This window comes from Bacteroides sp. LFL-34 (assembly GCF_027257075.1).
Taxonomy (GTDB): domain Bacteria; phylum Bacteroidota; class Bacteroidia; order Bacteroidales; family Bacteroidaceae; genus Bacteroides; species Bacteroides ovatus.
Map to the genome: position 1 here is coordinate 67,328 of NZ_JAPQKZ010000025.1, position 26,108 is coordinate 93,435.

The 26,108-nt window shown below is 42.8% G+C and carries 14 protein-coding genes; 5 read left to right on the top strand and 9 right to left on the bottom strand.

Translation table 11 applies throughout. The features are described 5' to 3' along the window. Nucleotides 1-128 precede the first annotated feature (128 nt). The 9 genes from N5O98_RS15710 to N5O98_RS15750 form a co-directional block, all read right to left on the bottom strand. Nucleotides 129-1,394, bottom strand: a complete 1,266-nt coding sequence (locus N5O98_RS15710) for an ABC transporter permease (RefSeq protein ID WP_195664434.1) — start codon at nt 1,392-1,394, stop codon at nt 129-131. A gap of 10 nt (nt 1,395-1,404) precedes the next feature. Continuing rightward, complete coding sequence (locus N5O98_RS15715) at nt 1,405-2,685, bottom strand: ABC transporter permease (RefSeq protein WP_022199927.1); 1,281 nt, start codon at nt 2,683-2,685, stop codon at nt 1,405-1,407. Between the two features lie 289 nt (nt 2,686-2,974). After that, a complete protein-coding gene (gene galB, locus N5O98_RS15720; RefSeq protein ID WP_004312462.1) occupies nt 2,975-5,422 on the bottom strand; it encodes a beta-galactosidase GalB in 2,448 nt (815 codons plus the stop codon). Nucleotides 5,423-5,487: 65 nt separating this feature from the next. Beyond that, a complete protein-coding gene (locus N5O98_RS15725; RefSeq protein ID WP_004312461.1) occupies nt 5,488-6,573 on the bottom strand; it encodes a glycoside hydrolase family 53 protein in 1,086 nt (361 codons plus the stop codon). 45 nt (nt 6,574-6,618) lie between these two features. Further along, complete coding sequence (locus N5O98_RS15730) at nt 6,619-8,373, bottom strand: DUF5114 domain-containing protein (RefSeq protein WP_004312460.1); 1,755 nt, start codon at nt 8,371-8,373, stop codon at nt 6,619-6,621. Between the two features lie 23 nt (nt 8,374-8,396). Beyond that, the gene (locus tag N5O98_RS15735) at nt 8,397-9,977 is read right to left on the bottom strand and encodes a RagB/SusD family nutrient uptake outer membrane protein (protein WP_004302204.1); all 1,581 of its coding nucleotides are present in this window, start codon (nt 9,975-9,977) and stop codon (nt 8,397-8,399) included. A gap of 18 nt (nt 9,978-9,995) precedes the next feature. Then, nucleotides 9,996-12,971 (bottom strand): SusC/RagA family TonB-linked outer membrane protein, encoded by a 2,976-nt coding sequence (locus tag N5O98_RS15740; protein ID WP_022199924.1) that lies wholly within the window; start codon nt 12,969-12,971, stop codon nt 9,996-9,998. A 223-nt stretch (nt 12,972-13,194) separates the two neighbouring features. Then, entirely contained in the window at nt 13,195-15,804 is a 2,610-nt protein-coding gene (locus N5O98_RS15745) for a cellulase family glycosylhydrolase (RefSeq protein WP_022199923.1), read from the bottom strand. A 115-nt stretch (nt 15,805-15,919) separates the two neighbouring features. Further along, complete coding sequence (locus N5O98_RS15750) at nt 15,920-19,444, bottom strand: two-component regulator propeller domain-containing protein (protein WP_022199922.1); 3,525 nt, start codon at nt 19,442-19,444, stop codon at nt 15,920-15,922. A gap of 147 nt (nt 19,445-19,591) precedes the next feature. Here N5O98_RS15750 and N5O98_RS15755 point away from each other — a divergent pair, with 147 nt between their 5' ends. From N5O98_RS15755 to N5O98_RS15775, 5 genes are all read left to right on the top strand, one after another. Next, nucleotides 19,592-20,143 carry a DUF4738 domain-containing protein gene (locus N5O98_RS15755; protein WP_004312456.1) on the top strand — a complete coding sequence of 184 codons (552 nt, stop codon included), beginning with the start codon at nt 19,592-19,594 and terminating at the stop codon, nt 20,141-20,143. 123 nt (nt 20,144-20,266) lie between these two features. Beyond that, nucleotides 20,267-21,445, top strand: a complete 1,179-nt coding sequence (locus tag N5O98_RS15760; RefSeq protein WP_004312455.1) for a heparin lyase I family protein — start codon at nt 20,267-20,269, stop codon at nt 21,443-21,445. A 259-nt stretch (nt 21,446-21,704) separates the two neighbouring features. Then, the gene (locus tag N5O98_RS15765; protein ID WP_004325372.1) at nt 21,705-22,655 is read left to right on the top strand and encodes a tyrosine-type DNA invertase cluster 3b; all 951 of its coding nucleotides are present in this window, start codon (nt 21,705-21,707) and stop codon (nt 22,653-22,655) included. 352 nt (nt 22,656-23,007) lie between these two features. Then, nucleotides 23,008-23,589, top strand: coding sequence for a UpxY family transcription antiterminator (locus N5O98_RS15770; protein WP_022199920.1), 582 nt, complete (start codon nt 23,008-23,010; stop codon nt 23,587-23,589). Between the two features lie 22 nt (nt 23,590-23,611). Further along, nucleotides 23,612-26,026, top strand: coding sequence for an SLBB domain-containing protein (locus tag N5O98_RS15775; RefSeq protein WP_215667640.1), 2,415 nt, complete (start codon nt 23,612-23,614; stop codon nt 26,024-26,026). Nucleotides 26,027-26,108 lie beyond the last annotated feature (82 nt).

Consider the following 26,108-nt stretch of genomic DNA (forward strand, 5'->3'; position numbering starts at 1 on the left):
AAAAATAAGGAAGTGAATCCTGTGTGACATATCTGTAACGTTTTCTTTGGCAAAGATAGATATTAACCTGTATTTACCTGCTTCTTTTCTCGTAAAAAATGAACAGTTCATTATTAGTTATAGATGCATTATTCATAGGATAACGCTTCCACCAATTTTAACCGCATAGCCAGATGGGCCGGATACCATATTCCTGATATAATCATAATTGCCATGAGTAGATAAGTGACAAATATACTGGTCAGAAAACGAACGGCTGTAAAGTCCATCCAATATGTGTCGATCAGTTCTGCCAGACAAATGTTGAAACACATGATGGTAGCAGGAATAGTTATAATCGTAAGCAGAAGGACCCCTTCACCAATTAATAAGATGTGTAAATTGTTACGATTAGCTCCAAAAGCCATCAGGATTCCTAATTCTTCGTGACGATGTTGTGTGCGATGCCAGAATACTCCGGAGATTCCCAAAAAGATATTTACTAACAGAAAAAACAACATCAGTAGCCGGGGGCGGAATTTACTAGTCATCGGACTGATAATTGTTTTTCGTATAACAGAGGTAGGAAGTACATCAATGACATATAAATTTCCAATATTAGTTTGCCATGTCAAATCATTTAGAAAGCAGGACGGAAATTCTGCATTGTCTTTTTCCGGTTTTACCCGTATGCATAGTTCCATCTCTCCCAGATTATTTGAATTTAGTTCAGAAGCAATATGTTCGTCTTGCAAAAGTATATAAAAACAAGGCTCCGCTTTGAAATATTCAGTATTACGTATCGGCGAACAAATGGCGGTGATTTGTCGGGATAAAGCATCCTTGTCAATATTTACCCATTTCCCAATGCCGGATGAACCTGGAATCAATCTTTTTTCTCCTTCTTGTGACAATATAATAGTTTGCGGAGACAGATTCTTTTCTAATTTTTCGATGCTTCCGGCTTGGGCACTTATCCTGAATACTCTGAAAAACGATGGTGAAATTTCGTATCGTTGCATAAATACCGACGAATCATTCAGGTGAATCTGACTGAATTTTCTTTTATTAGTATATTGTGTAGCAGCGTATGGTTGTGAATATTTAGAGATGGAAACGGCTTCTATATCCGGATGGAGACGGATATTCTTTTGTAAATTAAGTAAATCTTCACCGATAGTAGTATGCTTATTTTCAGATGAGATGTATTGTGCATTATCCGATGTATATTCATTTAGTGTCAGCTTATATGTATGCTCGATGTTGAATCCCACAGGTTGTCGGCGGATATACAGGTAAGTCCCCGTATAGTCTACTATGTACCATAGGCAAATAAATACAACTAATAGCTCAATGAGGATCCAAAGATAATTTTTGCGCTGATTTTTTATAATTGTGAGTATATGTTTTACCATGTTTTTATCTTTAAGTGTTTTTTAATGACTCGACAATAGGTTGGGATGTGATTCTCCATGCTGGTATTGCAGTACTCAACAGATTCAGAAGGGTGCAAAATAGAAAAGCAATGATGAATGTTCCCGGGTTGATGAGGACTTTAGTAGGGATATCTGGGTCAATATTCAAGCTAAAATAAGTAGTAGAGGTGAATACCCACTCTCTCACTATATACATGCCGAAATAGGATATGATCAGTCCGATCAACCCTCCTATCAGTGAAAGAATCATGTTTTCAAGAAGAATTTGTTTGATAATATTCCATCGAGTTCCACCAAATGCTTTTCGTATACCTAATTCTCCCATGCGATCTTTCAGACGGGAGGACGTCAGACCTGAAAGGTTAAGGGCCGGCACTAATAAAATAACCATTAGGGTGACAGCTAACTCAATATATTTCTCGCGCATGTGGGGATATCCTGATCCGAAACGCATTTCTTCTACATATTTTGTGTCCGGTTGGCGGTATAAAGTTATTTCATTTTCAGTAAGAGATGAGTTGTGCCTGTTTATTTGTTGTTGTACTTCCTTTCGTATTTTTTCAAAATCATTGGAAGAGTGAGCGACAATCATACATTTATAATTACCGGTTATGTTTTCCGGGTCAGTGGGGGGCGCCGGAGGAACTGAAGTGAAAGGAACCCAGGCATTGGCAAATGAATAGGTGGCTCGAGTGGTTACATCTTTCACTATACCGCATATTGTATAGGGAATATGGTTGAACTCAATCGTGCTGCCTACAATGTTTTCCACAGTCCCGAAAAGGCTTAAGCAAAGACTCTCTCCAATAACTGTTTTTCGAATACCTGCATCAAATTCGGCTTTTGTATAAGGGATTCCATCTATGAACTTAAAATCCATAATTTTCCAGAACACATCATCTGTGAATAATATAAAACTTTTTTTTTGGAGGCCATTCTTGATAGAGCTTAATTCTAGCTTGATAGGAGAGATTATGCATATATTCTCGGCTGTTTTCAAAGATTGGAAACACTCACGTATTGTTTTCAGCGATAAATAACCATCTCCGACATGATGACCAGTTTCTTTGTTTATCATACCCACCCATTTTACATAAAGAGTACGCTCTCTGTTTACTTCAGGCTCGATATTGATCATAAAAGAACGATGTGCCATTACATACATCATGATCAGTGTTATGGCAAATGCCGTACCAAATATAGATACAAAACATAAATATGGTTTTGTTTTACATTCTTGAAAAAATTGCCTGATGTAAGTTGTATTCATAGCTTATCCAACGTTTGTTTTATTATTTATTTGCTGATGTTGTCACAAATAATATGCCAAAGGACTAATTGGTTGATAATTAGTAGTATATGCTACAATTACTTTGTCCGGTATCGAACAGGTTGTTCGTTTATATGATGAATTGGCAGTTCATTAAAATAAAATGCACTGTGACGACATAGCTGCCGTTACAGTGCAATCACGTTTTTAAATCTTATGACTTAATTACTATAATATGATTATATCTTTTATAATAGTAATAATTCCTATATGTCTTGATATAGAAGCCTTATTTCGTCTGAATACGGATATTTCCGGCTTTCACTCCGTTTGCTTTTGCTGTAAATACAATCTCTCCGGCAGTTTCACCGGCTTGCAGGATAGCTGTCAACATACCGTTGAAAGCATGCATTTTCGGAAGATGGAATTGTTCAAGGTTCGTCGGATCGCCATTGGCGGCGGCACGATATTTACCCGTTCCCTTTACCGAGAAATTTATCTGACGATTATCGGCTGGGCAGAGGTTACCGTCTTTGTCTACTACTTTAACAGTCACATAAGCCAGGTCTTTTCCGTCTGCAGTCAGTTCGTTACGGTTGCTTACCAGTTCGATGTGATGAGGCTTTCCGGCAGTACGGACTACTTTTTCAGCTACCGCTTTTCCGTTTTTGTCGTAGGCTACTACTTTCACTTCACCCGGTTCGTACTTTGTATCCATCCACATCAGGCGATAGCGGTTCTTTAGCGAACTATTATTCTTGCTTTGTTTTCCATAACTTTTGCCATTGATAAACAATTCGGCAGTAGGATAATTAGTGTACACAAAAATGGGAGTCACTTCACCTTCACGTCCCGGCCAGGTCCAGTGAGGCAGGATATGCAAGGTTTCCGCTTCCTTGTTCCATACGCTACGGTAAAGATAATAGCGGTCTTTTGGTAAACTGGCAAGGTCGATGATACCAAACATTGAACTGTGGTTAGGCCATGAATCCGTATCGTATGGTGACGGTTCGCCCAGATAATCGAATCCGGTCCATACGAACTGTCCGATGGTCCAATGATGATCGTCAGCTAATGCAAAATCCTCGTCCGGAATATTCGACCAGGGACAAACCTCCACATCGTATGAAGAGCATTGATGATCTTCATATTTTGCCCCTTTCTTATCCTCCACCGGGAACTTGTATACGCCACGTGAACTGACAGTAGAAGCCGTTTCGCTTCCCAGAATCAGATTCTGCGGGAGTTGGTCGTATGACTCCTTATAGCGTTGCGTACGGTAATTGAGTCCCAGAATGTCAATCATTGCTGCAAATCCGTTGGCAAGTACACAAGTCACCTGATCCATTCCGCAAGTGACAGGGCGGGTCGGATCTTCACGATGGCAGATATCCTGCAGGAATTTGGCCACTTTATAACCGACAGGACTGCATTGAGTCGGTACTTCGTTACCGATACTCCACATCACGACGCAAGGGTTATTCCGGTAATTATGAAGCATATTTTTCATATCACGTTCCGCCCATTCATCGAAGTAGCGGTGATAACCATTTTCACATTTGGCGATGTCCCATTCGTCGAACGGTTCGATCATCATCATAAATCCCATTTCGTCACACAACGCAACGAGTTCGGGAGTCGGCATATTATGAGAAGTACGGATCGCGTCGCATCCCATATCTTTCAATAGCGTAAGCTGATGACGCAGTGCTGCTACATTGATAGCGGCGCCCAACGGACCTAAATCGTGGTGATTACATACACCCTGGAATTTGCGGTGCTCCCCGTTCAGGTAGAACCCTTTGTCGGCAATGTATTCAATGCTGCGGATACCGAAACGTGTGGTGTAAGTATCTACCAGTTTATCATCCGCATAAATTTTAGAGACAGCCTTGTAAAGCGACGGACTTTCCGGCGACCAGAGTTCGGGCGCGTTTACAATAAAGTTTTGTTCGAAAGGCTGTTCGTGATTGATGCGGCTTGTATTCTCTTTGCGGGTCACAACTTTACCTTCCGGAGAAAGAATTTCCGTCTCTACACGGATGGCTGTTTTCTCATCGGCGTTGTCTATCTTCGTTTGGAGACGTACTGCTGCAAAATCCTTGCTGACGTGAGGAGTCGTGATTTGCGTTCCCCATACAGGCACATGGATTTTGTCGGTCACAATCAGGTGTACATTGCGATACAAACCTGCACCCGGATACCAGCGCGAAGATTGCGGACGGTTTTCCAAACGCACGGCAAGCGTATTGTTTTTACCGTCTTTATTCAATAAAGAAGTCACATTACAGTGAAAAGAATTGTAGCCGAAAGGCCAGAAACAAGCTTCTTTTCCGTTGATGTAGACACGCGCTTCACTCATGGCACCGTCAAAAAGTAGTGTCACTTCTTTGTCGGCAGGAGCATCAAAACTGGTTCGATACCATCCAGTGCCTACATAAGGGAGCCCACCGGTACGTCCTGTCTTTAAGGAAGCTTTTTTCTCAAAGTTCTGTGTCACTGCCACGTTTTGGAGGTCATTGTTCATGTCGAATGGACCGAAAATCGCCCAGTCGTGTGGAATAACAACCGACTCCCATTGATTGTCATTAAACTCCGGCTGGCTAGCCTCTTTAAAATCTCCTTTACTGAATTTCCAGTTTTTCTCCAGCAGTGTCTCACTGCGTTGCGCTTGCATGGTGCAGGCGGCACCCATCAAAAGTACAGCTAATAACTGTTTTTGGTGTTTCATGTTCATTTTTACTTTTCAGGTATAAAATATTTTGGATTCGGCGTAAAGTTATAAAAAAGGATTCAATAATCTTATCTCTTGAAAGCATTAAATGCGCTGGTGGGTTTACCACTATCGTCAAACATGCCCTTTCCATAGTTCTTCCAACCACCATAACTCTGCGGTTCCCAGGAGAATACACCAAGACATTGTTCCACTTGTTTGGCTTTCGTCATAAAGTCTGTGAAAAAGTCTTCAGCTTCGGAATAGTCCCAGGGAATACCAATTTCGCACATCATCACCGGAGTGTTGTATTTGGCAATCAGACTTTTCATATTGGCAATACATTTGTTGTTCATATCTTCCCAATCATCGGCTGCTCCCTCTGTCGGGTACATATCCGGATAAAGAGACATACCGATGACGTCCCATTTGGCATTGTTGTCATGCAAATAACCGAAAATCCGGTTGTATAGATTGGCATCATTTCCCTGGTCGAGGTGTACAATCACTTTCGCATTCGGATAAATCTCTTTAACAGCATTGTAGCCGGAGTTAATGAATTTCGCAAAGTTTTTAATACCGTCACTACTCGTTGTTTGTCCAGTGGGGAATAGCATTCCCTGATGAGTTTCATTGCCTACTTGCACCCATTCCACATCAATGCCCATCTCTTTGATTGCACCGAGTACATCTTTGGTATGGTCGGCAATCGCCTGCTCCAGTTCTTCTACCGTATAGTTTTCCCAGGCTTTGGGTTTGGCTTGCTGAACAGGATCGGCCCATCTGTCACTGTAATGGAAGTCGATCATCAGGCGATAGCCCAAATTATGCGCTCTCCATGCTTTGAGCAATACGTCACCCTTATTGCACCAGCCTTTTACATCTTCCGTGTCATTTTCCGGGTTCACCCATACACGTAGACGAATTGCATTTATACCCAGGTCGCGAAGCAGAGACATACATTCCTGTTCTTTTCCATCGGAGGTATAGAATTTATATCCGGAACTTTCCATTTCCGACAGCCAACTGACATCAGCTCCCCGGGCGAAGCCGGACATATCATAAGTGGTTTCCGTCTTTTCCGGAAAAGTCGGAGTATCATTATCATCATCACAAGCGGTGAAGATGCTTCCGCAAAGTAGTGCGGAAGCTATCATTATATATTTTCGTATCATAGTGATTCTGTTGAAATTAATAATCATGTTGTTGAACTTAGAATGTTATTCAGTGATTTCAGTCATTGTAAATTCCATCTTGTTGAGATCCAGCGTAATGCGATATTTACCCTCCTTGGCGGGTTTAATGTTATCACCATTCTGATCACTTAGATAGAGCCCACTTTCAGAAGTATAGTACAATCTCCAGTCCCAGTTAATCTGATCGGGATCCGTATTCATGAGGAAGTAGAATCCGTCACCGATGGTGGTGATATCGCATTCTGCGCTCCATATTCCGGTTTCCTCATCATATATCATCAGGTCTTTAGCCGTTGACCAGCCATTGAAAGTTCCATATACATTGATTTGTTTGATTTCAGTAGGCTTCCAGGTTAAGTTGACATAATCTACTTCGATTGTATAACTTTTCTTGCCGGAACCATCGAACCAGATGTTGTAATGCTCTCCTGTTGTAAGAGCAAGGCTATAAAGATTGTTGGGATCAGAGCCATACCATGTGTCTGTTGATGGGTCTACTATCTGGAAGTTTTCATTGCTGACGGTTTGGAATACAGTGCGATAAGTTCCCGCAGTTTTACCGGGTTCAAGTTTGCGGTATAACTTTCCCCACCATGAGTCGGCACCTTGCATTTCCAGATAAGAGGGATAAGTCGGTTCTACACTTCCTCCTTCCGTCACTTCCACTTTCCATGCTTGCGGGTCGTTCAGGTCAATAATCAATGTACATTCTCCGGCTGCTGGTACGTTTACTGTAATATTTCCGGCAGAAACATTTGTTCCGGTATTGAATGTCAATTCATTAGCAGAACCATTAAAGGCGAAAGGAGTATCTTTGGCTTTCGTATCATCAATGCTGTTATCAGCTCCGCTGACGCTGGTGTTATCATATAGTTTACCTGTTCCATTCATCTGAATATTGATAGTGCCGGCTCCTGTAGCAGTAAATATGCCCTGCCATTGATTCTTGTCACGTTTGTATTCCATTGTGATACCTCCGTCGATGCCACTTACATTGAGTGTTGGCATCCATAAAGCAGTCCATAGTTTTTTGGTGGTATTGACATTCGTATAGTAACAGCCTGATTGACCGGGGAACCACAAATCCCACGTTCCTTCAGCAGCATCAGTTGTCAGGAAGAACGGAGTAGCCGTACTGCCTGATTTGGCTGTGTGCCAAACAGTACCATCGGCTTCCTGTAGATAGAAACCCTCCCAAGAAGTGGCTCCCATAAAGCCGATATAGTTGCCATCCGCATTGGCTGCATACAGATCTTTTCCTGAATCCTTACCGTCTCCCTTATTGATAATATTGGCAAATCGCATATCAATTTCATAAGGAGTAACCATGACTTTTACCACATTACTGTATACAGGAGCGATGTTACTTCCGTTTCTTCCGGCAAGCCGGAAATAGAGCGGTGCTTCTTCTTCGGGAGTAGCTTTCAACTGATAAGCGACGATATTTAAAGCGGAGACAGAGTACGTCTTTGATACTCCACTTTCGGTCGTTTCCAGAATCTGCCCGGAGAAATCTTCCGTGCGTGAAACCTGTACGGAAGTTTGTACACCGGTGGTAGGCTGGTATCTTGAATCGCTCACTTGCAGCGTCTGGTCAGTCCAGGCAAGCGACAGAGCATAAAACTTAGCTGTCTCCTTTGTCAGTACGACAGAATTGGCAGAAGCTATCAATTCGTTCTCTTCCGGGCTGGAGAGAAAATAGGTATCCCCATCTTTCTCGCAAGCACCTAGTAATAGGAGGGCGGAAAGTAAAGTGAATAGATTATTTAGTTTTTTCATATCGTTGTTCCGTATTAATATGATTAATAGTTTTCATTGTATAAGTTTGGATTGGCCGTCAGTTCGGTAGCAGGTATCGGATAGATATTGTATTTGCTCTCTACTGCCTTACCGTCTTTTACGCCACCTTTCCATTGCCATACATAGCTGTTGGTTGTAAATTGATTGAAGCGGATCAAGTCCGTACGGCGATACCCCTCCCAATACAGCTCACGGGCACGTTCGTTGATGATAAACAGTTCGTTGATTTCAGACTCGCTTTTGTTATGAGTGTTGTCGCCGAAAGCACGTTCCTGTAGCTCATTGATATAAGGCAGTACATTTGCCAGAGTTGCTTCCGTTCCTCCACGTACCACAGCTTCTGCCATCATTAAATATACATCGGCCAGACGGAATAGGGGATAATCTGTATTTACACCACCGTCTGCGGTGTTGGAAGCAGTCTGTCCGGCATCAGTCAGGTTAGTCCATTTTTCTACGAAATAGCCATTGCTTTGGTCATCTATCTTTTCCAGGTCCCGGGTTTGTCCGTCGGTAAAGAACATATATCGCTGGTCGGCTTCTTCGTTACCTGAGAAAAGTTGAGGAATTTCTCCGCGTACACGGAACATACCCCATCCTGATTTTACACCGTAATCTTCCGGTATCTGTTTTTCGGACGTGTTGCTCACTGCGCCACAAACAATGTAAGTGGATGATCCCCATGACACGAGATTGGTTGCGTCTACCGGGAGGGTGAAGATTATTTCGTTCGTACGTTTGTCATTGTCGGCATTAAACAGCTTGTAATAATCGCTTTCCAGTTGATAACCCTGTTCGATAACCTTTTTACAGGCTTTGATACATTCGTTGTATTTGGAAGTCTGGGTATAAACTTCCGCATTCAGATATAATTTGGCAAGTAATGTATATGCAGCTCCTTGGGAAGCGCGTCCGTAAGGACAGTTCGCTTTATTTAGCATTTCATCTTTAATGGCATTCAGTTCACTTTCAATATAATCGAAAATCTGTTGGGCTGTATAGCGGGGAGGTAGATATCCGACTAGCGGGTCATTTTCCGTCACAAACGGGATATTGCGGAACAGATCGAGTGCGTGATAGTAGAATAAAGCACGCATGAAACGGGCTTCGGCACGATAAATACGAATTTCAGTCTGCTCCTGGTCCGTGAACTGTGCTATCTTTTCATCGGTGGCATTGCGGAGAAACTCATTACATAAAGCAATGTTGTAATAGATACGGTAATACATATCCGATACCCAAGGATCATTAGCATCCCAACTCAAATACGTCAGTCCCGTCACGTTGTCACCGGACAGCCAGGTAGAAGCCACTTCATCCGTTCCACATTCCTGCAAGTTGAAGAAACAGCGCATATAATCCTGTCCGCTGTTACTACTCAAATCGTTGTCACCATTCTTTTCCTGTCCGGTGGTCACCATGGCTGCATAGATTTTTCCCAGAACGGCTTTATAGTTTGCAGCACTGGTATATATGGTAGAAGATGTTTCTTCTTCGTGTGGATATTGGTCCAAGTCGCCTATGCAGGAACTCATCAGGAGTGCGCTGCAAAAATAAAGGGCTGTATAAAATATCTTTTTCATAATCGATGCTTTTAGTAATTAGAAGTTAATACCTATGTTGAGAGAGAAAGTACGTGGGCGTGGATAAAACGAATTGTCCACACCGTCGGGAACTTCCGGGTCAACACCGCTGTATTTGGTGATACAGAATACATTTTGCACCATGGCACTCACATTCAGACTGCATCCTTTATAAATAGTGCCGAAGTTGTAACCCAATGAGAGATTATCCATTTTCAGGAAAGAAGCATTCTCTACATAGTAGTCAGAGAGATATTGACGTGTCTGGAATCCTGTTTTCAGATAGGTTGATGACAGGTTGTTTAGCTGATAAGAGTTATAGCTGACAGTTTCCCAGGCACCGCTGTTCATAGCCATCGCATTATAGACATAGTTTCCGATATTGGCACGCAGGCTGGTGCTCAATGTCCACTTCTTGTAACGCAATGAGGTACTGAAACCGAGGATATAGTCGGGAGCCGGAGAGTGGTAGCGGTACAAGTCGTTCGAGTTGATTTGTCCGTCTCCGTCAAGGTCTACGTAAGCTCCTTCTATCGGTTTGCCGGTTTTTTCATCATACAGCTGATGGTAAACGTAGAACATATAAGGAGCATATCCCTCGCTCAATGTCTGTACCTGATAACTGTCGATATACGGACCTACAGAAGTGTTGGTGGCAGGCGTACCGACTGTCAGTGATAAGTTTTTCACTTTCATCTTCTGCCATGTCATGTTGAAACTCAAGTCCCAGTTCCAGTCCTTGGTCTGTATGGGCGTTGCGTTCAGACTGAATTCCACACCCTGACTGTCCACATTTCCGACATTGGTCGTGATGTTACGATCGAATGTAGTACCGGCAGCAGCAGGTACGGTGGCAATCAGGTCTTTGGTCTGACGGGTGTAGTAGTCGAAACTACCAGTGATGCGGTCTTTGAGAAAACCGAAGTCAAAACCCACATTCCATGAAGTGGTTGTTTCCCATTTCAGGTTGGGTACATACGCTTTGGGGCGGTAAGTAGGAGTCGGAGTGCCACCGATAAGAGAGCCGGCACCACTTTGACTGATCGTATAGATAGGGAGGTAGTTGTAGTTGCCTATACCGTCTTGCTGCCCGGTGACACCATAACTGGCACGCACTTTCAGCGTACTGATGACTTTATTGTCTTTCAGGAATGATTCTTCTGTCACTCTCCATCCTAATGCTACTGACGGGAACGTACCCCAACGTACATTTTTAGCGAAGCGCGAAGTGGCATCGCGACGTACAGTAGTAGTCAGCATATAGCGGGAGTTGAACGAGTAGTTCAAACGGCCATAATAAGAGAGTAATACATGGCGTTCGTCAGAGGCTTTCGATGTTTTCTGTATTTCTCCCAACGTGTTCATTTCGCTATAAAGCGGAGTCGTGGATTTCCAGTACTGATAATCGTAACCGGCTGTTACATCAAAACTACTCTTAATGGATTCCACCAATTTGTTGTAGTTGGCATACAGAGTCAACAGACGGTTTTCTTTTTTCTGTGGGCCATAGCTGTAATCCAAACCGGAAGTGGTGTAATTCTGTGCAGCTTCTGCCGGAACATATACACTTCCTTTACCTTGTGCATAGTCATAACCTAACGTAGCATGCAACTTCAAATCGGGGAAGAAGTGAAGACGATAGTCTGCATCAATGTTTCCGATAAAACGTTTTACTGTACTTTGTGAGTCATTCATATTGAGAAGTCCCACCGGATTCATGACTGCTCCGTTCACAGGAGCACCGGTGTTGTCAATCGCTTCCGTATATCCGCCGAATGTGTCTAGACCCGAATATACTGGAATGGTAGGATTCATGGTCGAAGCAGCCCAAATGGCACTTGTATTGGCAAATGTGTTCTTATTGATAGAACCTTTAGCATTGATATTCAGTTTTAAGTGGTCTTTAAAGAAAGACGGATTCAATGTAATGCTTCCGGTGTAACGCTCCGCGTTGTCAGTACGTAATAAACCACTCTGGTTGTAGTAACCGATAGATGCACGGAAAGGTAAGTTTTTGGTAATCTTTCCAGCAACACTTAGATTATTATCCGTACCGAAGGCATTTTGATAAATCTCATCGTTCCAGTCCGTATGTGTCGTGCCGAGTAACGCCCGTTGTGCATCGGTTCCTTTGCTTTGGATGGTATTGACAAATTCATCGTAACTCAACATATCTGCCAATTTGGTGCGGGTTTGTACAGAGTTGGTCGTACTGAAAGTAAATTTCAGTTTATCCGAACTACCTTTCTTGGTAGTAATCAGAATAACCCCGTTGGATGCACGCGAACCGTAAATGGCAGTCGAAGAAGCATCTTTCAGAATGGTCATACTTTCGATATCGTTCGGGTTGATGAGGCTAAGGAAGTTCCCGTCATTACCGCTGATGCCTCCCTGTTCCAAAGGAACACCGTCCAGTACGATCAAAGGGTCATTACTAGCGTTCAGTGAAGCACCACCACGCACACGGATCGTACTTCCCGCAGTGGGAGAACCACTGTTGGACATGATTTGCACACCGGAAATCTTACCATTAATCAGTTGCTCGGGAGAGCTGACCAACCCCATGTTGAAGTCCTTGCTGCTGACGTTAGTTACCGAACCTGTCAGGTCGCTTTTACGCTGCGTACCATAGCCGATTACTACAACGTCGCTCAATACCTGTGAATCACTTTTCAACTGGACATTCAAAGTAGTACTGTTGGCAGGAACTGGTACTACCTTTGTTTCATATCCTACATAAGAGAATTGCAACTCTTTGCTGCCCTGTGGCACATTGAGTGTATAATTACCGTCGAAATCGGTCACTGTTCCGGTAGAAGTACCGACAATGAGGATACTTACTCCGATCATCGGTTCCTTGTTCTCGTCAATCACTTGTCCGGTGATTTTCTTGCCTCCTTGTTGGGCGAAGGCAGGAATGGTGCCTCCTAAAAAGGCTGTACACAACATAAGTAGTACAGTCAGATGGCGTAGATTTAAGATATTCCTGTTCATAATTACTGTGTTATTGATAATAGATTTATTTTTACTTTTTATTTAAAAATCAGCAGCTTTTCCCTTTCTGTCTCTTCCGTTTGCTACCCCCTTTCAGAAGGCTTCAGACGTGGTTCAGACGAAAGATTTGTTCCTCACCGAGGAAGACCTTGTTCCTCACCGATGAACGACCCTTTCCTCACCGAGGAACGAAGGCTTCGACAACGGGGAACTTTAAGAACGATTATTCCAGCCAGATATTTCCTAGTTCAATCTCAACTAAACCTTTCTTGTTTCCTGACATTGATAGCTCCAGCTTTTCAATCCTTTCCGGTAAAAATGCGATTTCCGTTTCCGGATGGAAATACTGTTTCAAGAAGGTCGGATAAGCTATCGGCAGCAGTGCCGTGTCTGTCTGGCGTAAATCTTTCAACGGTATCCGTATGATTCCCTCCGATGATGGAGCAGGACAAGGGCTTTTATAAGTATATCCGTCTGACGTTACGAAACCGGCACTGAATCCTTCCGGAAGTGTTTTCGTGCGATTTACCCGGATACAGAGAACGCTACAATCCTTTACTCTTTCTTTTCTTTCTTCAATCAGGTTCTTTACGAACGTGCGGAGGAAATAGTGCGGATTTTCTCCTTTAGGAGTAAACCGGAACCGGAGCAAAGGTTTTTCCACCGGAGAAGAATCAACCAAAGTACGTTGGAGATCATTCCATTCGGGAAGCGTGTATGCTTCTATCCGGCTATCTGCGTCCGTAATAGTCAATAGTGGTATCGCACTATCTGGGGCAACAACACGAGTAGTCCAATAGGCTCCGGAAGTATAATTCCAGTCCAGTGGATTTCCCTTTATTCCCGATGATGAATTCCTGTAACCGGAATTTCCTGTGGGATAAGTGCGAGTGCTGTTGCCCCGGCATACGATGATGTTATACCTGAAACAATCATCCTTTATTTCTGTAGCGGGTATCGTTGCTTGATAGGTATATCCGCCTGTACGTTTCATCTTGATATATGGATTATGCTCATTCCAAAAAGATATCTTATCGGTGTAGATAATCACAGAATCCGGGAATTCGGTTCCTACCACCTGTGCACTAATCGTCAAATCCTTATTTGCTTCAGTGGTTGCCGATGGAGTATGAACGACTTTATAATCCGTCACACGTGGAGCAGGAGCCACATACTCTCCGATGCGGATGGAATTCCATTGAGAGTCTGCCTGCCAGTTCTGTTTGGGCGTACAGTTTTTATGTTTCAGCAGATAGGTACCCGGACGAAGTCCGCGGATAATCCCGTCTGTCACATCTCCTTTCTGCTGATTTCCTTGATTGAGGGCCGTAAAGGTAAATTCCATCCCTAAATCAGGTATTTGCAAAGCCATGTCCCAAGCACCATAAGCGATGGTAACCACTTCTTTATCGAGTGACGGTTTGGCAAACGGATCGTTCACTACTACCGCGTCCGGCATCACTTCCAGTCTCCAGACTCCCGGTTCGAGGCAATCCATGAAATAAGCACCTGTTCCCTCATAATGAATGATCGGAGAACTGCCACAACCGGCAATGGAAACAAGTTGTGACGCATCTTTGGGCTGGGTGTTGGTATGATTGGAATAATAGAATTTCTTTCCATTATTTAATTCGCTCAAGTCCTCTGTATAACTGACACGAAAACCGTCACCAAATAAAGTGTCCTGTGGATAACTGCCGTATGATTCACCTCTTTTCAGACTGCGTGCAGCTTCGGCAGCTATCTTCATACTGATGGCTTTATGAGGCGTATAGGCAAGATTCAAGAAATGAGTCTGATATTCCGTATTGGCATAAGCGATATCCATCGGATCATACGCAAACTGGGTAATCCATTGAAAACCTGCTGTACGGAAAGTGCGTACCATGGCCGGATACATATAAGAATACATGATATCTGCCGGATCGAACTCATATACCATCCGTGTTTTCTTATCGAATCCTTTCACTTTATCGGAAAAGGGAATATCATAGCGGTCTATATAGGGAAGGAAATTTCCCTGCTGTGTCTGTCCGGATACCAGTCCGATGGGATACCATTGATAAGTAGTTCCCTGAATGGCAGTTTTGTAATAAGCCTCTACTACATATCCGTTGTGGCTTACATTATAGAATACAGGTTTGCGGTTTCCTGTTTTATTGATCGCTTTCAGCATCCGGTTGATATAGGCTTTTACCTCTTTCTTCGTACCGGAATGACAAGGTTCATTATTGATTTCGAACCCAACAATGGAGGGATCGTCTTTATAAGCTAACCCCGTATATGGATTGACGTGCTTCACCAAACCATGAAGATAGGTTTCTTGTGCAGCGATAGCTTCCGGGTGAGAGTGCATATCGCATTTATCATATTTATAGGAGAAGCCGCCCGTCTGTATGTTTCGTTCGGGATATCCGTTCCCGAAGTTGGTCTGCGCGGTAATCACAATATGAATATTGCGTTCTTTGAGTTTGGCAATCAGGTAGTCCATCAAGTCGAGATGCTCGTTTTCGAGGAGATTTCCCTGTCCGTCTGTCAGTTCCACATCCCATAAATGAATACGGTAAGCATTCAGTCCCAGACGGGAGATATGATATACATCTTTGTCTATAGCAGCTTTGCGGTCCAGTTCCAAATATCCAATGGCACGGTAAGCATGGGCGAAAGGCAGCGTATAATTAACACCGAAAAAGGAAGCCTCCCGGCGGGTGTCACTCCAACGCATCACCCCATTTCCATCTATATATATAATAGGTGTAGAGGATGATTTGCCTTGCACTTTGACAAAGGCAGATATCAAACAAATAAAGGTAAGGATCAACAGTCTTTTCATGCTATCAAATTTATCGGTTTATTGACAGCAACAAAAGTAATTTATTGGTCATTTCAATAAAAGCACAGATTGGACATATAAGGATAAAAATAGGACGAAATGCCCCAAAATGCCTCTACAGGTCTTCATTAAGGTACTGGCGTGGCGTTTTTCCGAATTCTGCCTGAAAACATTTGGAGAAGTAAGAGTGATTGGAAAAGCCTACCATGTACATCACTTCGGCAATGGTAAATTTCTTTTGTTGCAACAACATGGCCGCCTTTTTCATCCGGATCGATTTGATGTATTCCACTGGAGACATTCCGGTCAGCTGTTTGATTTTCCGGTAAATCTGCTTATTGCTGATACCGGATAATTCACAAAGTGCATTTACATTCAATTCCGATTCAGAAAGATGGTCCTCAATCAGGCGGATAATGTTCGACAGAAATTTCTCATCTTGAGATTCTGCTTCGATTGGTTTAAGAACAGGCAACGATTCCAACTGCTTTTTCACCTGTGTTGCCGGAATCTCTTCTTTCTCTACGGCGATGACAGGGATATTCAGGCCAATGGAAGTTCCTTTTCCTTCGTTCGAGGTGACTCCGTTGATGTGACCGCCATGAAGTTCCGTATAAGTCTTGACCAGATAAAGTCCGATACCTGTACCTTCCTTATTGCCGGAATGTGGAGACTGGAAAAAGCGCTGGAAGATATATGGAATATCTTGTTGCGGGATTCCGCTTCCTGTATCTGAAACACAGATATCCAACAATCCCGTTTCTTCACGATAGAAAAGAGACAGACGGACGCTTCCGCCATCCGGGGTGAATTTGACGGCATTTGAAAGCAGATTATCTAAAATCACTCCAAGTTTGATGGCATCCATATCAGCATAAATCTTGGCTTTATTCGTCTCGAAATGGAATGTGATCTGTTTGTTTTCCTCATAGACAGAAAACAGGCTACGGCTGAATGACACAAGTTCGATACGCGACAAAATCAGCAGCGAATCTTTATTATCCTCTATCCGGTTGAAGTTTAATACCTGATGAATCAATGAGTTTATTTTCATTGCATTACGCTGCACCTCCTCCAGTGTCTGTTTCTCATGCACTTCTTCTGCAACGGGGAGCAATTGACTGACAGGAGCGATGATCCGGCTAAGCGGTGTCTTTAATTCATTAGACAAATGGGTAAAGAAAGCCATTTTCTGGCGTGATTGCTCCAGAATCTTCTCTTTTTCCATCCGTTCCATTTTCAGACGGTTCTTGACACGGAAAAAGTTGATAACCCAGGCAATGAGGCTCAAGAATAAAAGAATGTAGGCTATCTTTGCCCAAAGTGTGTAATACCATGGAGGGAGAATTTTAATATTCAGGATATATGGATGCTCGGAAGGAGAACCGCTCTTTTCTACTTTGCTGATTACTAGCTGATAATCCCCATAACCCAAATTACTGTACGTAATGCGATTCGTGTTGGATTGCAGGAAATTCCATTCTTTGTCCATACCTTCCAGCCGGTAGACGAATTCATGTTTTTCTTCCAGCGAGTAGGGCAGGTCTGAAAGTTCGAAAGCCAGGTTGTTCTGGTCGTATTTTAGTTCGATAGCATCGGTATAGCGGATGTTGGGAATATCCTCTCCGGTATGCGGAGACATCAGTTGATTGTTGATATATAAGGCAGTCAGTAAAATGGAGTGTTCCGGCTGACTCATGGCTTGTATTTCGGGACGGGATATGCCGAACCCGTCTGCACCTCCCAGATAGATATTTCCATCTTCCGGATCAAACATGAGACTGGTGAAACGTTTATCCGTCAGGCTTTGCTGGCGGGCATCCATTGTTCTCCGGTCGATGATCCAAAGTCCGTTAGTGGTGGAAACCCAGATATGTTCTTTTACAGAGGTCATAGACAGAATCTCGTTATTGCTGAAATTGCCGAAAGAGATACTTTGCTGACTCGAGTCTTTGGGATTGATACGCATCACCCCTCCGTGAAATCCTACCCAAAGCATGCCGTCTTCATCCCGTAAAAGGTAGTTCGGGCTCTTCTCGCCACTTAATTCATCGGCAAACAGCTTTGTCACTTGCCGCGTACGGGCATTGATTTTGTCTATTCCTTTGCTGTTGTATAACAATACCCATACATTACCTTCCGCATCAGGGACAATCTGATTAATGAACATCCCCGACAGCCCATTATGAATGGAATAATTTTGATCGGCCACATACGATCTTCCGGCAGATTGTATCAGTTTATGTTTGTCCACAACAAAGATACCTCCGAGACAGGTGGCGATCCAAAGCTTCCCGTCAGTATCTTCAAACAGGTAATAAGCCCAGTTGGTATTATAAGTTCCTGTACTGTCTACGATGTTGTAGTGTACAAATTGATGGGTATTATAGTCATAGCGGTTGATACTTCCGTCTGTGGCTATCCATAACTGCTGTTCTCTATCCTCGTAGATGTGTCGTATCCGGTTGTGGGATAACGGATGGTTTTTATCCCCCATTCTATACCAGATAGCATCGTGTTTATTGCCTGCAGGATGGGTGAACCGGATCACTCCGTTTGTACCTCCGAACCAATAGAATCCTTTGGAATCCCGGAACAGGGAATAGAACTGATTTCCGTCTCCTGTGCCTGTGATTTGAGAAATCGGTACAAATTGCAGCGCACTGTTATAGCGTGACAGGGAAATGCCATAATCTGTTCCCAGCCAGATATTATGTTCCTGATCCGAGAATATGTTCCAGATAATATTGTTGGTTAGTGACTGGATATTGCGTGAATCGTGAATGATATGCTGCAAAGGTTCTTTGTCATTCTGGTACACATAAAGCCCGTTGTCTGTACCTGCCAGCAAATTTTCATCTCCGTCCAGTGCCAGTGATTTGATGGAGTTGTTATGAAATACCTCTATCGCCTTCATCTCTCCTATAGTGGGATTGTATTGGAAGAGATAACCTTCCATCCCGATCCAGATACATTGTCGGGTGGTGTCTTCCAACAGAGAATTGACAAACAAATTGCTGCCTCCCCGGTTAACGGGCAAAAGGATGTTTTCAAATTTTCCACTTGCCTGCACATAGCGGCATAATCCGTTGTAAGTACCTATATAAATTTGATTATCTTTTGTATGAATGATGGAATAGATGGTGTTATGAGGCAATCCGGTCTGTTTGCTGTCGAAATGATTCAGTTGACGGCTTTTTAACTGATAAGTATATAATCCGTTCAACGAACCTATCCACAATGTATCTCCCTGGAGTACCATGGTACGGACATCCGTTGGAAAATCAGTATCCGGTTGCTCATATTTGTCTGTTCGATAGTTATAAACAAGAATCCCGTTATCTGTTCCCAGATATAAATAAGTGTTATCTGCTATAATACCGCAGTAGATACGTGTGTTAGTACGTTCTCCATACGTGAAATGCTGTTGTGTGGAATAACCGTCATAACTGAATAACCCCTTGTTGGAACCCACCCATATCAGTCCCTCGCTATCTTGCAGGAAGCAACTAATCACCGAAGCTTCGGCCCCGAGATAGATGTTGTCGAATTGCTGATAATTTACTTTTTGCCCATACACATTGCCACTGCTACAGTAGGCAAGGATGAGAAAAAGAATTGTTGTAATTCGTTCGCGCATGGTGTTAGGTTTGCAGGTTTTTAAATCTGTAATTGTTGTAAAAGTATTCCTTCTTTCCTGCAAATGTAGGAAAAATGTCGGTTACACTTGTAAATATCCCGCTCTTTTTGTTCCTTTGCTATCTATTTATAAACAGAAAACTTACGTATGAGAAAACTAATTTATTGGCTTTTATTGCCGTTGGCAGTGGCTGTGAGTGCATGTGGCGGTAAAAAAGGATCTTCAGATAATACGTCGACATTGGCGATGATAGACAGTGTGGATGCTCACGGATTGCAGCGTATGCAGACGTCTAAGAGCGAAACCGACTTTAAATTTAAGGGGAAAGATTATCATTCCCTCGTTTCGCGTACTCCGGATGAAAATCTGCCCCATGTGACAAACGAGCTGGGAGATACCTATGTCGACAATAAAATAGTGTTGCACCTGACTCGTGGTAATGAAACCGTGTTGAACAAGACCTTTACCAAGAATGATTTTTCATCGGTAGTCGATGCGAACTTCCTATCTAAGTCTATATTGGAAGGCATTGTATATGACAAGACCACTCCGCAGGGGATTGTCTATGCCGCAAGTGTTTGTTATCCGCAGACAGATTTGTATATGCCGCTTTCCATAACGATCACTGCCGATGGAAAAATGAGTATACAGAAAGTAGATATACTTGAAGAAGATTATGACGATGAAGCCCCCAATTAAGTTTGTAGGCGGGTGTTGACAGTAAAATTACACAAATGTGAGAACATTTGAGACAAAAGAAAGGCAGCCGATGAGGTTGCCTTTCGTATTTTTGCACCGTCAACAAACTTAATACCGAATAGAATGAAGAAAAACATTTTTGCTATCTGTGTGGTAGCAGTAGGATGTACGGCACTGACCGCTCAAACCAAAGATACACAAACGTTGGTTCCGCTTACGGAACGGGTAAACGTGCAGGCGGATTCGGCACGCGTCAATCAAATTATAGACGATTGCTGGGTAGCAGTAGGGACTAAAAAGCCTCATGCAATTCAACGCGACTTTACACGTATGTTCAACGGTAAGCCTTCCTATCGTTTTGAATTGAAGGAAGATGATAACACCCTGTCAGGATATGCCAAAGGGGAAACAAAAGGGCGTGCGGAATTTTCTTATTGTTATGCAACTTCCGATGATTTCAAAGGCCTGCCTGCCGATGTTTATCAGAAAGCACAGATTACCAAAACTGTATATCATCATGGGAAAGGTATTTGTCCGCAAGGAGCTTCCCGCGACTATGAGTTTGCCGTATATATTCCTTCTTCATTGGGTAGCGATGTCTCGACAATTTTTGCCCAATGGCATGGGATGCCGGATCGTACATTGGTACAAACTCCACAGGGCGAAGTGAAGAAACTGACGATTGACGAGTTCGTTGAACTGGAAAAGACTACGATCTTTAAAAAGAATGAAGGGCACGAGAAAGTAGCCAAGCTGGATAAACAAGGTAATCCGGTGAAAGACAAACAAGGAAATCCTGTATATCAGGCCGGAAAGGCCAACGGATGGCTCGTGGAACAAGGAGGCTATCCTCCATTGGCGTTCGGGTTCTCCGGTGGATGGTTCTATATCAAAGCAAATTCCGACCGTAAGTGGCTGACGGATAAAGACGACCGTTGCAACGCAAATCCCGAAAAAACACCGATCATGAAACCTGTAACATCAGACTATAAAGCATCGACCATTGCTTACAAAATGCCTTATGCCGATTTTCCGAAAGACTGCTGGATTACATTCCGCATTCATATCGACTGGACAGTCTATGGCAAAGAGGCGGAAACGATTGTAAAACCAGGTATGCTCGATGTGCAGATGGACTATCAGGAAAAAGGGAAAAAGGTTAGTAAACACATTGTAGACAATGAAAAAATCATGATTGGACGTAACGACGATGATGGTTATTACTTCAAGTTCGGTATTTACCGTGTAGGTAATAGCACTAAGCCGGTATGTTACAATCTGGCAAACTATTCAGAAAGGTAATTAGTCAGAAGGTAAAAAGAGAGTGATATCCGGATGTTCTTTTTGTGCGCATCCGGATATTTTTTTAGTTCTTTTACCGTTTATTTGTCAGCGCAGCAATGATAGTGATACCATTTTTACTGTCATAATTTGCTGATTGTAATAAAGTTAAAAATGATAAAAAATAGGACTGCATCTAGTAAGTACGTGTCAGGTATGCAAAAAGATTTGTTTTTTTGCCGCTTGCCAAATGGCATATATAAAATAACTAGTGATGCAAATGATGAACAAAAATGGGTTTAGCCGATGTGCAGAGTTCTACATCGGTCGTTTGCGAAAGGAAGGAAGGCATTCTACAGCGCATGTCTATAAGAATGCTATCTTCTCTTTTAGCAAATTTTGTGGCACGTCCAATGTGTCGTTCAGACAGGTCACCCGCGAGCGTTTACGACGTTACGGGCAGTATCTTTATGAGTGTGGCTTGAAGCCTAATACGATTTCTACGTATATGCGTATGCTTCGTTGTATTTATAATCGAGGAGTGGAAGCAGGTAGTGCACCTTACGTACCCCGATTGTTTCATGATGTTTATACGGGAGTAGATGTTCGCCAAAAGAAAGCTTTGCCTATCGGTGAATTACGTAGACTTTTGTATGAGGATCCCAAATCGGAGCGTTTGCGTCGTACGCAGGCTATTGCTGCCTTGATGTTTCAATTCTGTGGAATGTCATTCGCGGATTTAGCTCATCTGGAGAAATCAGCTTTAGATCAGAATGTGTTACGGTATAACCGTATCAAGACTAAAACTCCGATGAGTGTGGAAATACTTGATACTGCAAAGGAAATGATTAACCGGCTTCGTAGTAATCAGGATTCTCATCCGGATTCTCCGGATTATCTGTTTGATATTCTTAGTAGTGATAAGAAACGGACGGATGAAAGGGCTTATCGGGAATACCAGTCTGCCCTTCGTCGATTTAACAACCGTTTAAAGGACTTAGCGAGAGCTTTACGTTTGAAGTCTCCTGTCACTTCTTACACACTTCGTCATTCTTGGGCAACGACAGCGAAGTATCGGGGAGTATCGATTGAAATGATTAGTGAATCATTGGGACACAAATCTATAAAAACCACACAAATCTATTTGAAAGGCTTCGGACTTAAAGAACGTACGGAGGTGAATAAAGGGAATTTATCTTACGTGAGAAACTGTTGTGTAGACAGATGGTAGATATATAAAATATTGATAATCAGAAGTAAAATGTGTGTGTTACTTCTTAGGTAACAGAACTTAAATTTGACGCAAAGATAGACAAAAACACGAATAGTAAGCAAATATTCTTCCACTTTTTTTCGTTTTATCTGAAACATAGAGCAAAAAACTGTCTGAACATGAAATAATCTTATTTCCATGCTCTATACTTTTTCATTGCCTAATTCAATAGTTTTCTTATTGAATATTAGGCTTTTCCATTTTCTACGCCTTTGTCATGTATGTGATTTCTATTTTCACTGTAGTATGCGTTTCGTGTATGTATTGTCTGTTACCTAAGAAGTAACGGATGAACATGGGGTAAAAAAATATGATTTTAACGAAACCGAAATCAGTAAATGCCGGGCCTAGTAGTGGGACAGGGGAAGGCGTAGCACACTCAAAACGCTGGTATGTAGCACTCGTTCGAATGCACCACGAGAAGAAAGTTGCCGAGCGTTTATCTAAGATGGGAATTGATTCTTTTGTTCCCGTTCAGCAGGAAATTCATCAATGGAGCGACCGTCGTAAGATAGTTGAATCTGTTCTTCTTCCAATGATGGTATTTGTTCATGCTGATCCATCTGAACGTAAAGAAGTTCTAAGCTTTTCTACAGTGAGCCGTTATATGGTGATGCGTGGAGAAAGTACTCCAGCAGTGATTCCTGATGAACAGATGGCTCGTTTCCGTTTTATGCTTGATTATTCAGAAGAAGCTATTTGTATGAATAGTTCTCCATTGGCACGTGGTGAAAAAGTTCGTGTCGTGAAAGGACCTTTGACTGGACTGGTTGGTGAATTGGTCAGTGTTGATGGTAAAAGTAAAATAGCAGTTCGGTTAAATATGCTTGGCTGTGCCTGTGTAGATATGCCTATTGGTTATGTTGAATCTGCAGACATTCATGTGGGCTAATTTTTCTAATTTGAATTGATCGATGAAAATACAAACGCTTTTTCGGACTCTTCTTCTATTTTTGATACTGGGAGTTTTTTCTCCCTTAATGGCTCAAAATATGAGCGACTCTCAAGTTCTTGAATATGTAAAGGATGGTATTCGCCAGGGTAAAGAGCAGAAACAACTAGCCTCTGAACTGGCACGTAGGGGTGTGACCAAAGAACAGGCAACTCGTGTGAAGCAACTATATGAACAACAAAACAATGTTAATGCTTCCAATGCAACGGGTACCGATGTCAATGAATCACGCCTTCGTGAGGAAATGAAAGAAAACACCTCCGATATGCTGGAAGACCATCCGAGCACTCAAGACCTCGCACGTGGGAACCAGGTTTTCGGACGAAACATCTTCAATACCCGTAACCTGACTTTTGAACCGAGCGTCAACATCGCCACTCCCTTGAACTATCGTCTGGGTCCCGGTGATGAAGTGATTATTGATATCTGGGGAGCCAGCCAGAACACTATCCGCCAACAGATTTCTCCTGACGGCACGATCAACATTCAGAAAATAGGTCCTGTCAACCTGAACGGACTAACTATTGCTGAAGCCAATGACTATCTCAAAAAGACATTAAACAAGATATATAATGGTCTTAATAATGCGAATGATCCCACCTCTGACATCCGTCTGACTTTGGGCAGCATACGTACTATCCAGATCAATGTAATGGGTGAGGTTGTCCAACCGGGTACTTACTCCCTCTCTTCTTTTGCTACAGTCTTCCATGCACTTTACCGTGCGGGTGGAGTCAGTGACATAGGAAGCCTTCGCAATGTACAGCTGGTACGTAACGGCAAAAATATCGCCACGATCGACGTCTACCAATTTATCATGAAAGGAAACATTCAGGATGACATCCGGCTTCAGGAAGGCGATGTAGTAATAGTCCCTGCCTATGACGTATTGGTTAAGATCGACGGAAAAGTGAAACGCCCAATGCGTTTCGAAATGAAAAAGGATGAGAGTCTATCCACTCTTATCAGTTATGCCGGTGGCTTTGAAGCCGACGCCTACACCCGTTCCTTACGTGTCGTACGCCAGAATGGACAGGAATATGAAGTAAACACAGTCAAAGACCTTGACTATAGTGTCTATAAAATGCGAAACGGTGATGTTGTGACCGCCGAAGCCATCCTTAACCGCTTCATCAACAAACTTGAAATCCGTGGAGCTGTTTATCGTCCCGGCATCTACCAGTTGAATGGAAAACTGAATACAGTCCGTGAACTGGTAAACGAAGCTCAAGGCCTGACCGGTGATGCCTTCTTGAACCGTGCCGTTCTCTACCGCCAGCGTGAGGACTTGACTACCGAAGTTGTTCCAGTAGACATTAAAGCTATCATGGACGGTACTTCCCAAAACATCATCCTGATGAAAAACGATATCCTTTATATTCCTAGTATTCATGACCTGGAAGACAGAGGCAACGTCGTAATCCATGGTGAAGTAGCCAAACCGGATTCTTATCCTTATGCGGATAACATGACCCTTGAAGACTTGATTATTCAGGCGGGTGGATTGCGTGAAGCCGCTTCTGTAGTTCGTGTAGATGTATCCCGTAGAATTAAGAATCCTCGCAGTACAGTAGATAATGATACTATCGGCCAGATATATACATTCTCCCTAAAAGAAGGTTTTATTGTAGATGGAACTCCCGGCTTTGTCCTTCAACCTTATGATGAAGTTTATGTACGTCGTAGTCCGGGGTATCAGGCTCAACAGAATGTGGTTGTTGAAGGTGAAATTCTGTTCGGAGGCTCTTATGCAATGACCAGTCGTGAAGAACGTCTTTCGGACTTGATCAATAAAGCTGGAGGTGCAACGAACTATGCCTACTTACGTGGTGCCAAATTGACTCGTGTGGCCAATGCAAGTGAAAAGAAACGCATGAGTGATGTGATCCGCTTGATGAGCAGACAGTTGGGTGAGGCTATGATGGACTCTTTGGGTGTTCGTGTGGAAGATACCTTTAGTGTTGGTATTGACTTGGAAAAGGCATTAACCAATCCTGGAAGTACAGCAGATATTGTTTTGCGTGAAGGTGATGTGATTTCTATTCCGAAAAATAATAATACAGTAACGATCAATGGTGCCGTAATGGTTCCGAATACAGTTTCTTATATAGAGGGTGAGAATATAGATTATTATCTGAATCAGGCTGGTGGTTATTCTGAAAATGCGAAGAAGAGTAAGAAATTCATCGTTTATATGAATGGTCAGGTGACTAAGGTTAAAGGTAGTGGTAAGAAACAGATCGAACCGGGTTGTGAGATAATTGTTCCCAGTAAATCAAAGAAGCGTACTAATATAGGTAATATTTTAGGTTATGCTACTACGTTTAGTACTTTGGGAATGATGGTTGCTTCTATTGCTAACTTAATAAAGAAATAACTAAAGTCGACAACACTGTCTCTATCTCCTTTCTGTGGAAGGAGGGGGCCCTTTAGGGGGAGGTGGTAGGTAAAGAAATTTA

Coding starts and splice junctions, on each gene's coding strand:
- N5O98_RS15755 (WP_004312456.1), top strand. CDS start 19,592: ATGAGAAAACTAATTTATTGGCTTTTATTGCCGTTGGCAGTGGCTGTG.
- N5O98_RS15740 (WP_022199924.1), bottom strand. CDS start 12,971: ATGAACAGGAATATCTTAAATCTACGCCATCTGACTGTACTACTTATG.
- N5O98_RS15745 (WP_022199923.1), bottom strand. CDS start 15,804: ATGAAAAGACTGTTGATCCTTACCTTTATTTGTTTGATATCTGCCTTT.
- N5O98_RS15775 (WP_215667640.1), top strand. CDS start 23,612: ATGAAAATACAAACGCTTTTTCGGACTCTTCTTCTATTTTTGATACTG.
- galB (WP_004312462.1), bottom strand. CDS start 5,422: ATGAACATGAAACACCAAAAACAGTTATTAGCTGTACTTTTGATGGGT.
- N5O98_RS15735 (WP_004302204.1), bottom strand. CDS start 9,977: ATGAAAAAGATATTTTATACAGCCCTTTATTTTTGCAGCGCACTCCTG.
- N5O98_RS15765 (WP_004325372.1), top strand. CDS start 21,705: ATGATGAACAAAAATGGGTTTAGCCGATGTGCAGAGTTCTACATCGGT.
- N5O98_RS15770 (WP_022199920.1), top strand. CDS start 23,008: ATGATTTTAACGAAACCGAAATCAGTAAATGCCGGGCCTAGTAGTGGG.
- N5O98_RS15715 (WP_022199927.1), bottom strand. CDS start 2,685: ATGAATACAACTTACATCAGGCAATTTTTTCAAGAATGTAAAACAAAA.
- N5O98_RS15730 (WP_004312460.1), bottom strand. CDS start 8,373: ATGAAAAAACTAAATAATCTATTCACTTTACTTTCCGCCCTCCTATTA.
- N5O98_RS15710 (WP_195664434.1), bottom strand. CDS start 1,394: ATGGTAAAACATATACTCACAATTATAAAAAATCAGCGCAAAAATTAT.
- N5O98_RS15760 (WP_004312455.1), top strand. CDS start 20,267: ATGAAGAAAAACATTTTTGCTATCTGTGTGGTAGCAGTAGGATGTACG.
- N5O98_RS15750 (WP_022199922.1), bottom strand. CDS start 19,444: ATGCGCGAACGAATTACAACAATTCTTTTTCTCATCCTTGCCTACTGT.
- N5O98_RS15725 (WP_004312461.1), bottom strand. CDS start 6,573: ATGATACGAAAATATATAATGATAGCTTCCGCACTACTTTGCGGAAGC.